Annotated in this window: 8 protein-coding genes and 1 tRNA gene; 5 read left to right on the top strand and 4 right to left on the bottom strand. The window is 60.4% G+C overall.

Features of this window, described 5'->3' with window-relative positions:
* The coding region (locus UW3_RS27615) for a lysophospholipid acyltransferase family protein (RefSeq protein ID WP_010226336.1) at nt 1-591 on the bottom strand (591 nt) is incomplete at its 3' end.
* Nucleotides 592-713: 122 nt separating this feature from the next.
* Complete coding sequence (locus tag UW3_RS0123935) at nt 714-1403, bottom strand: crotonase/enoyl-CoA hydratase family protein (protein WP_010226334.1); 690 nt, start codon at nt 1401-1403, stop codon at nt 714-716.
* Between the two features lie 290 nt (nt 1404-1693).
* On the opposite strand from UW3_RS0123935, the gene UW3_RS0123930 reads away from it, so the two are divergent.
* Together UW3_RS0123930 and UW3_RS0123925 are read left to right on the top strand one after the other, a co-directional pair.
* A tRNA-Ser gene (locus UW3_RS0123930) sits at nt 1694-1783 on the top strand.
* A gap of 71 nt (nt 1784-1854) precedes the next feature.
* Nucleotides 1855-2370 carry a DUF6630 family protein gene (locus UW3_RS0123925; protein WP_010226332.1) on the top strand — a complete coding sequence of 172 codons (516 nt, stop codon included), beginning with the start codon at nt 1855-1857 and terminating at the stop codon, nt 2368-2370.
* A 174-nt stretch (nt 2371-2544) separates the two neighbouring features.
* Here UW3_RS0123925 and UW3_RS0123920 read toward each other — a convergent pair whose 3' ends face one another.
* Both UW3_RS0123920 and UW3_RS0123915 read right to left on the bottom strand, forming a co-directional pair.
* Nucleotides 2545-4701 carry a TonB-dependent siderophore receptor gene (locus tag UW3_RS0123920; protein ID WP_010226330.1) on the bottom strand — a complete coding sequence of 719 codons (2157 nt, stop codon included), beginning with the start codon at nt 4699-4701 and terminating at the stop codon, nt 2545-2547.
* 223 nt (nt 4702-4924) lie between these two features.
* Complete coding sequence (locus UW3_RS0123915) at nt 4925-5305, bottom strand: hypothetical protein (RefSeq protein WP_010226328.1); 381 nt, start codon at nt 5303-5305, stop codon at nt 4925-4927.
* Nucleotides 5306-5769: 464 nt separating this feature from the next.
* On the opposite strand from UW3_RS0123915, the gene UW3_RS0123910 reads away from it, so the two are divergent.
* The 3 genes from UW3_RS0123910 to UW3_RS27610 all read left to right on the top strand — a co-directional run.
* Complete coding sequence (locus tag UW3_RS0123910; RefSeq protein ID WP_010226325.1) at nt 5770-7233, top strand: serralysin family metalloprotease; 1464 nt, start codon at nt 5770-5772, stop codon at nt 7231-7233.
* Nucleotides 7234-7290: 57 nt separating this feature from the next.
* On the top strand, nt 7291-7668 hold the full coding sequence (locus tag UW3_RS0123905) for an AprI/Inh family metalloprotease inhibitor (RefSeq protein ID WP_010226323.1): 378 nt from the start codon (nt 7291-7293) through the stop codon (nt 7666-7668).
* A gap of 46 nt (nt 7669-7714) precedes the next feature.
* The coding region (locus UW3_RS27610; RefSeq protein WP_237716771.1) for a type I secretion system permease/ATPase at nt 7715-9011 on the top strand (1297 nt) is incomplete at its 3' end.

The following is a 9011-nucleotide window of genomic DNA, read 5'->3' as shown; positions in this document are numbered from 1 at the left end:
CCCTTGGCGGCGCCCCCAGCCGTTGAGGCTCAAGCGGCAGGCATAGCGGCTGACGCATACGGGTACGATCGGCACGCCGGCTTCTACGGCCATGTGAAAGGCACCTTTCTTGAAGGTGATCAGGTGCTCGCCGGCATTGCGCGTGCCTTCGGGGAACACCCAGATCGAGGTGTCGTCTTCGCTCAGGGTGCGGGTGGTGGTCTGGATTGCCCGGCGCGCCTGGTAGGCATTGCCGCGATCGACCAGCACGTTGCCGCCCAGCCAGAACAACTGGCCGAACAGGGGAATCCACTTCAGGCTCTTCTTGCCGATGCACACGGTGCGCCGCGGCACCACATGACCCAGCACGAACAGGTCGTAGTTGGACTGGTGGTTGGCGATGATCACGCAGCCCGGCGGCTGATCGAACAGCGGGCCGACCTCGGCCTTGATCTCAAGGCGCATCAGCCAGGTGGCAGGCAGCCCATAAAGGCGTGCACAGATTCGGCTGTTGTCCGGGTTGAACGGTCGGCACAGGCCAACCAGCACACCGAGAACACCGGCCAGGAGAAAATGCAGCCCCAACAGGAACATGCGGATAATAAAAAGCATCGTACGACTCACACCAGGCAAACGCGGCGCAGTGTACGGGTGTGCACTTCTATCGGCAAACGCTCATTGGCGCGGGGCAGGCCCGATTGCGCGAATAATCGCAATCAGGCCTTGGTAGGGGGTCAGCCCAGGTGTTCCTGGTCGCGGATGATCGCGTCGTCGAGGATCTCGAACAGTGCTTTGCGCACCTTGAGCTTGGTGTGCTTGTGGGCGTTCATGTTGATCTTCTTCAACTGGCGGGCTGCCGTCAGCGCAGCTTCCTGCAGCTGTTCGACCGGCACTACCTTGTCGAGGAAGCCGGCGTCGACGGCGCTGGCCGGGTCGAACATCTCGGCGTTGATCACCGACCGGTGGAACGCCGAGCGGCGCAGGCGATCCCGGGCCAGTTCGATACCGGCGTGGTGCATGGTCATGCCGATCTGCACTTCATTAAGGCCGATGCTGAACGGGCCTTCGACACCGATGCGGTAGTCGGCCGAGAGCAGCAGGAAGGCGCCTTTGGCCACCGCGTGGCCCGGGCAGGCAACGATGATCGGAAACGGGTGCGAGAGCATGCGCCGGGCCAGGGTGGAGCCGGCGGTCACCAGGCTGACGGCCTCTTTGGGGCCGGCGGTCATGACTTTCAGGTCGTAGCCGCCGGAGAGAATGCCTGGCTGGCCGGTGATGATTACCACCGCGCGGTCCTGCACGGCCTGGTCGAGGGCGGCATTGAACGCCTTGATGACGTCAGGCGAGATGGCGTTGACCTTGCCGTTGTTCAGGGTCAGGGTCGCAATGCCGTCTTCGAGGTGGTAGGTAATCAGCTCACTCATCACAGGGTTCCTTAAGGGGGAGTGGGGCAGACGTTACTCAGGCAAGTGCCCGAGGTAAAGCGCTGTGACTGACTGACCGGTCAGCGTCCCGGCCCACGTGCTTGTCCTGACGGGAGCGCGGTAAACCGGGCTGCCGAAGCACGCCAGAGAATGGCGGCTTTGCCCTGTGTGCCGTGGTTTTTCGATTAAATGGCTTAAGCACATGAATATTCTGAAAAAAACCTTTGCCATTAGAGCCTCTTTCGACTACATTAGCGCGCCTCGACAGGCTGAACTGCTTGGCGAGAACCGGTGAAGTGTCCGAGTGGCTGAAGGAGCACGCCTGGAAAGTGTGTATACAGGAAACTGTATCAAGGGTTCGAATCCCTTCTTCACCGCCACATCTAGAAAAGCCCCCGACCTGAACAAGGCCGGGGGCTTTTTGTTTTGCCCATGAAAAAGGATGTTTCAGATGCTCAAAGAATGTTTTACCAAGGCCCAGATCCTTGCCGCTGAACAATTGCTGACCCTGATCAGTCCGTCGGCGGCAATGGCCAGCCAGCATGTCCAGGCCCTGCGCGAGGTCGAGCTGGATGAAGACGACGTCGAGGAATTCGAGGACGATCCGCAGCAACTGATGTATATCGTCAAGGATGTAGCTGACTGGGAGTCGGTGTTCTTCGTCGACTGGAAAGACACCGAGTCGTTTGTACAGAGCGTGCAACAGCTGGCCGAGGCGCGGGATGCCGAAGTCACTTTCGGTGTCGAAGACGCGGAGGATGAAGACTTCCTCGACGACACCACGGTGCCCGAGCTGATGGTCACGGCCCATGACGAACTGCACAAGCAGGGCCTGGTGCTGTGGAACTGGTCCACCGACAGTGACTGCTACAGTGGCTTCATCACCACCAGGGACGTGGCGGCGCAGCTGGTTGCGTTGGGCGAGGTGTTGGAAGTGGAAATTCGCGAGGGTAGCGAGCCGTTCTGACGGCGCTGCTTGGTGGGAGCTGGCTTGCCAGCGATGGGGCCCGTGCAGTCAGCACATCAGGTGTTGCCTGGATTACGACCGCTTCGCGCTCGATCGCTGGCAAGTCCAGCTCCCACAGGTCCGGCGGCGTACACAGATTCATTGTGGGAGCTGGCTTGACCCGCGATGAGGCCCTCAGAAACTCACAGAAGCCGAAACCCGTGCGGTGCGCGGCGCACCCTGAAACAGATAACCATCCCCCAGGTACTCCCCGGCATCGCGCCAGTAGCGTTTGTCGAAGACGTTATCCACCATCAGCCGCAGTACTGTGTCGTAGCCGCCAACCTTGGTGCTGTAGCGGCTCCCCAGATCGAACACCGCATAGCTGCCGACTTCCACCGTACCGGCCTGATTGGCGTACTTGCTGGCGCTGTAGCGCGCGCCGCCGAGCAGGGCCAGGCCCGGGATCGGCAGGCTGTAGTCAGCCTGCACCGCAGCACGCAAGTTCGGTACGTTCAGCGCCTGATGGTCTTCGTAGTCAGCCGTGCCGCTGTTCTTGACCCGCGCGCGAATCGCCGCGGCACTGGCATTGATCTGCAAGTTGGAAGTCAGCCAGCCGCTGGCGCCCAGCTCCAGGCCGATGTTCTTCTGCTGGCCTTGCTGCACATAGGTGAAATGTCCGGCGCCATCAGGTTGCGAATACTGATAGGCCTGGCGCAGCTGGAACAGCGCTGCGCTCAGGCTCAGGCGTTGCCAGTCGCGCTTGATGCCCAGCTCGATCTGCTGCGAGGTGGTCGGGGCGAGGATGTCCTGGTTGTTCTGGGCAAACCATGGCGCCGCGCTGCCTGCTGAAAGGCCTTTGCTGTAGCTGGTGTACAGCGAGATATCAGCACGTGGTTTGTAGATCAGCGCTGCGTTGGGCAGCAGCTCGTACTGGCGGGTATGGCGGCGATCGTTGCCGGCTTCATCGAAGGCTCTTTCGTCCAGGCGCACCACGCGAGCGCCCAGTTGGGTCTGCCACTGCTCGTTGAAAGTGATCCGGTCACTGACAAAAACACCGTATTGACGGCTGTCCAGGCGCCGTTCGGAGTGCCCTGGCGAGCCATCGAACGGCTCCAGTGCAGGGGTTGGCTGGTAGATGTTGCCGCTACCGATGAACTGGTTGAAGGTTGGCCGCTGATCGAGGGTGCGCCGCTGTGCGCTGCTGCCGACCGTCAACTCATGGCCCAGCCCGGCCAGCTCGAAACGCCCGTTCAGCAGCGCTTGGGCTTCGTCGATACGGCGTGTGTCGTCCGGGCTGCGGAAATCATAGATGTCGTAGTCGCCTTGCGGGCTGAAATAGTTCGGTACGCTGGATTCGGCGCAACTGGGCGCGCCATAGCAGCCCCAGGCAAACGAACTGTAGTCATCGATCACCACCTTGCTGCGCGAGGCGCTGAGGCTGCCCGTCCAGTTGTCACTGAAGCGATACTCGAAGCGCCCGCCAAGGTTCAGCGAATCGATTGTCACCGGGTTGGCCCAGTGCTGATAGGCCAGGCGGTCATGCGGGTCGATACCGTGGGGCAGGCTGTTGCCGCCCAGTAGCTGATAACCCGGCACCGAGCGCTGTTCGCGCTGCTGGTATTCGGCGTCCAGTTGCAGCACCGCGTCGGGGTTGATTTGCCAGTCGAAGGCCAGGGAGGCGAAGTCGCGCTTGCCGTCGGCATGGTCGACGTAGGAGCGGATATCTTCATGGGCCAGGTTGGTGCGCAGGCCGAACTGGCGCTCGCTGCCGAACCAGCCGCCCAGGTCGGTGGCGATGTAGCGTTCACCCTGCTCGTTGCTCGACACTGTCACCGAACGCACATCTTGCGCTCGCTTGGTCACGTAATTGATCAGCCCGCCGGGTTCCGACACGCCGCTCTGCAAGCCCGACAGGCCCTTGAGCAACTCGACCTGCTGTTTGTTCTCCAGGGCCACGTTCTGCTCGCCGGCGATGGTCTGGCCGTTGATCCTGTAGCTGCTGGCGGCATTGAGCTCAAAACCGCGCACGTTGAAGTTTTCGTAGTAGCCGATCGGGGCATAGCTTTCACCCACCGAAGCATCGCTTTGCAGGACTTCGCTGAGTGTGCGCACCTGACGATCAGCCAGCAGTTGCTCGCTGAACACCGCAATCGACGCCGGGGTGTCCAGCAATGGTGCCGGCTGGAAGCCGCCGACGGCCGCTTCGCGGGCCTGATAGCCCTCGCTGTAGGCCTCGGACACCTGCACCGGGGCCAAGGTAATGCTGTCCTGAGCCAGGCTGTGCGTGGCTGGCAGGGCCAGGCTCAGGCCGAGCAGGCGCAAGGGCAGGCGAGGGCGGGGCAGGGTCATGCAGGAGCTCCTTGACGGCGAACGCGGACGCGCCGTTATTGATCGGCTGCAGTCCGAAAGGGTTTTTTGCCCAGTAGGTAGAGGGGCGTGGGCCCAGGCATTGATAGCCTGCCGGTATTGCGCCGGGCAGGCGGGGACGCAATCTTAGCAGGGGCAACCGGCTGGCGGCGCCCCTGTTTTCAATCGGCTGCTACTGCCATGAACGAGCGGGCGTCGCGCGGCTTCAACCGTTTGCTGCGGTCTGGGAATGGCGCCGCCAATTACCGTCGATTTTCGACCAGGTTTTCTTGTCGGTGATGGCCATCAGCTTGCGACCATCCTTGAAGGTTGCGAGGAAGGTCACCTCCTCTTCCTTGCCGCCTAACCACAGGCCGGCGATCAGGCCAACCGGGCCGGCCACCAGGGCGCCGGCCACACCCCAGCCAAGGGCACTGCTCAGGCTGCGGCTGGACTCCTGATTGGCAACGACCAGGTCGGTAATGCGGGTAAGGGCGATTTTCTCGCCGGGTGAAGGGCTACGGGCGGTCTTGAGTGTGAGCGATCCATTGCGGTACTCGCCTTCACCTTGCAAGAAATCGCCGGATTGAACCGTGAGTCTTGTCATAGTGGCGTCCAGGTTGAAAGGGCTATTGACCAATCCCTACTCAGCGCCAGCGCACGGCACAAGTCAATGGTCAGGCGACGGAGGGTACTCCTCTAGTTGTCACAAAAAAGTAAAGGTTCTGGGCCCACGAGTTATAACGGCATGTCGCATTCTTATAATTAAAGTTCGGATTCGCAACTAAAGCCTCCTGCTCGGTTTTCGTCTGTCGCTCGCTTTTTTTTTTAGTGGAGTCGATATATCGCCGTTTGCGCAAATTGATGCCGCTAAGCTAAATCAAGGGTTTTAAAATTGTAGGACAATAAACAACTTGGGTTAATGAAAATTGGCGTCAAAAAAAGCTGGACAGTTCAATTCCTGGTGTGTCAGTTTTTCCCCGCCTCATTCAGGCGAGTGATAGGACGATCTCGCCGCGGGAGCGTCCTGTCGGACAACAACTGCTTTTTTGTAAACAAGGAAGTGTCTGTATGTCGAAAGTCAAAGAAAGCGCTATTGTTTCAGCTGGCTCTGTATTGCAACCGCACGGTGCAAGTTCCGCTTACAGCCTGATCAATAGTTTCGGCCATCAATATGATCGTGGCGGCAGTGCGACAGTGAATGGCAAACCTTCGTTCTCGGTCGACCAGGCCGCTACCCAGTTGCTGCGTGACGGCGCTGCCTGGAAAGACCTGAACAAGGACGGCACCATCAACCTGACCTATACCTTCCTGACCAAGGCGCCTGCTGGCTTCGACAGTCAGGAACTGGGCTCGTTCAGCGCCTTTTCCGCCCAGCAGAAGGCTCAGGCCAAACTGTCCATGCAGTCCTGGGCAGACGTGGCCAAGGTCACCTTCAAGGAGGCCGCGACAGGTGGCGACGGTCACATGACCTTCGGCAACTACAGCGATGGCAGCAGCGGCGGTGCGGCATTTGCCTACCTGCCATTTGACCGGCCAGGCTCGCACAAGGGTGAATCCTGGTACCTGATCAACAGCCAGTACCAGGCCAACGTCAACCCGGAAAACGGCAACTACGGGCGTCAGACCCTGACCCACGAAATCGGCCACGTGCTGGGCTTGTCTCACCCGGGCGACTACAACGCCGGGGAAGGCTACCCGACCTACGCCGATGCTTCCTACGGTCAGGACACCCGTGGCTACAGCGTCATGAGCTATTGGGGCGAGAGCAACACCAACCAGAACTTCACCAAGGGCGGCGTGCAGGTGTACTCCTCGGCACCGCTGATGGATGACATCGCGGCAATCCAGAAGCTGTATGGCGCCAACTACGCGACCCGCTCCGGCGACACCGTGTACGGCTTCAACTCCACCGCTGACCGCGACTTCTACTCGGCCACCTCGGCCTCGTCGAAAGTCGTCTTTTCGGTGTGGGACGGCGGCGGCAACGACACCCTGGACTTCTCCGGTTTTACCCAAAACCAGAAGATCAACCTCAATGACGCGTCGTTCTCTGATGTCGGCGGCATGATTGGCAATATTTCCATTGCCAAGGGTGCCATCGTCGAGAATGCCATCGGCGGCTCGGGCAACGACCTGCTGATCGGCAACGCCGTGGCCAACGAGCTCAAGGGTGGTGCCGGCAACGACATCATCTACGGCGGCGGCGGTGGCGACAAACTCTGGGGTGGTGCCGGTTCCGACACCTTCATCTTCGCTGCCAGCAGCGATTCGACCCCGAGCAATCCTGACCGGATCATGGATTTTGTCAGCGGTCAGGACAAGATCGACCTGTCGGCCATCTCGGCCTTTGCCGTCAACAAGCTGCCACTGCAGTTCGTTGATGCCTTCACCGGTCATGCCGGCGAGGCGGTACTGAGCTTCGATCAGGCCAGCAACCTCGGTAGCCTGTCGATCGACATCACCGGCAACAGCCTGTCTGATTTCCTGGTGACCACCGTAGGTCAGGCGGTTGCCACGGATATCGTGGTCTGACAACAGCCTGGAAGGGCGGCGCGCAAGCGCCGCTTCTTCTGAGAGGATTACAGGCAGATGATGGCTCTCAAGCGAATGATCGCGCTCGGCGCGGTTCCCCTGATGTTGATGACCGAGGTCGGTATGGCAAGCAGCCTGCTACTCCCCACTCCCGCACAACTGGCCGGTGACTGGACGCTTTACCCCGAAGCCGATCGCGCTGCAGGTTGCGAGCTGTACCTGGATGTAACGCAAACCTTGCGCGGTGATCTGCAATGCGTAGAAGTGCTGATAGGCAAGCGCCCCAGCGGCTGGTTGCCAACCCCCGATACCCTGGCCTTGCTGGATGGCAGCGGCAGCGCATTGGTGCACTTCAACCGTTATAAGCCCGGTATGTTCAAGTGGACTTCCGCGTCCGGCGAGACACTGTTGTTGGAACGTAAGAATAAAGAATAAAACCTTGTAGGCGATTGCCGATTTTTCAGGGATAGAAAGGCGGACAATGAACAGGCCGACTCATAAAGCCGGTGCGCCCTTGTGGGCAGCACTGGCCGATCACACGTCCACGCTTCTGAGTGTGGGTTGTTTTACCGCGTTGATTAACCTACTCATGCTGGTGCCCTCGATTTATATGCTGCAAGTGTATGATCGGGTACTGTCTTCGCAAAACGAAACAACCCTGTGGATGTTGACGTTGATGGTGGTCGGCTTCTTTGTGTTTATTGGTGCACTGGAAGCGATCCGCAGTTTCATTGTTATTCGGGTCGGCAACCAACTGGAACAGGGCTTTAACCTGAATGTCTATCGGGCGGCCTTTGAGCGTAACTTGCGCCGGGGGGACGGACAGGCAGGGCAATCGCTCAATGACCTGACGCAGGTGAGGCAATTTGTCACCGGTCCCGCGTTGTTCGCTTTCTTCGATGCCCCCTGGTTTCCGATTTACCTGGCGGTGATCTTTCTGTTCAACGTCTGGCTGGGTGTCATGGCCTGCGCTGGTGCGTTGTTGCTGATTGCCCTGGCAATCCTCAACGAACGCCTGACCCACAAGCCGCTGGTTGAAGCCAGCGGTTTCCAGCAGCAGTCCACGCACCTGGCCAGCAGTCAGTTGCAAAACGCCGAGAGCATCCAGGCCATGGGCATGCTCGCAGCGTTGCGCCAGCGCTGGTTCGCCTTGCATTCGCGTTTTCTGACCTTGCAGAACCAGGCCAGTGATACCTCGGCGGTGATCACCGCGATCAGCAAGTCGCTGCGCCTGTGCCTGCAGTCGCTGGTGCTGGGGCTGGGCGCCTTGCTGGTGATCGAGGGGCAGATGACCCCGGGCATGATGATCGCCGGGTCCATCCTCATGGGCCGGGTGCTCAGCCCCATCGATCAGTTGATTGCCGTGTGGAAGCAGTGGAGCGGGGCGCATATGGCCTATCAGCGTCTGGACGGCCTGCTGCGCGAGTTTCCCGAGCCGCCGGCACCGATGGCCTTGCCTGCGCCAAGCGGGCGCCTGAGCTTCGAGCAGGTCAGTGCCGGGCCGCCAGGCAAGCGCGTGGCAACCCTGCAGCAGATCAGCTTCAACCTGAGTGCCGGTGAAGTGCTCGGGGTACTGGGTACCTCCGGCTCGGGCAAGTCGACCCTGGCCAAGGTGCTGGTCGGCGTCTGGCCGACGCTGGCCGGTACCGTGCGCCTGGACGGCGCCGACCTGCACCGTTGGGATCGCGAGGCCCTGGGCCCGCACATCGGTTACCTGCCACAGAACATCGAACTGCTGCGCGGCAGCATTGCCGAGAACATTGCCCGCTTTGCCGAAC

It is taken from the genome of Pseudomonas donghuensis, from assembly GCF_000259195.1.
Classification (GTDB): domain Bacteria; phylum Pseudomonadota; class Gammaproteobacteria; order Pseudomonadales; family Pseudomonadaceae; genus Aquipseudomonas; species Aquipseudomonas donghuensis.
This window is presented reverse-complemented; position numbering and strand designations above follow the sequence as displayed.

Excerpts from the sequence above, each read along its gene's own strand:
- UW3_RS0123920 (WP_010226330.1), bottom strand. The coding sequence starts at position 4,701 with ATGACCCTGCCCCGCCCTCGCCTGCCCTTGCGCCTGCTCGGCCTGAGC.
- UW3_RS0123925 (WP_010226332.1), top strand. The coding sequence starts at position 1,855 with ATGCTCAAAGAATGTTTTACCAAGGCCCAGATCCTTGCCGCTGAACAA.
- UW3_RS0123935 (WP_010226334.1), bottom strand. The coding sequence starts at position 1,403 with ATGAGTGAGCTGATTACCTACCACCTCGAAGACGGCATTGCGACCCTG.
- UW3_RS0123915 (WP_010226328.1), bottom strand. The coding sequence starts at position 5,305 with ATGACAAGACTCACGGTTCAATCCGGCGATTTCTTGCAAGGTGAAGGC.
- UW3_RS0123905 (WP_010226323.1), top strand. The coding sequence starts at position 7,291 with ATGATGGCTCTCAAGCGAATGATCGCGCTCGGCGCGGTTCCCCTGATG.
- UW3_RS0123910 (WP_010226325.1), top strand. The coding sequence starts at position 5,770 with ATGTCGAAAGTCAAAGAAAGCGCTATTGTTTCAGCTGGCTCTGTATTG.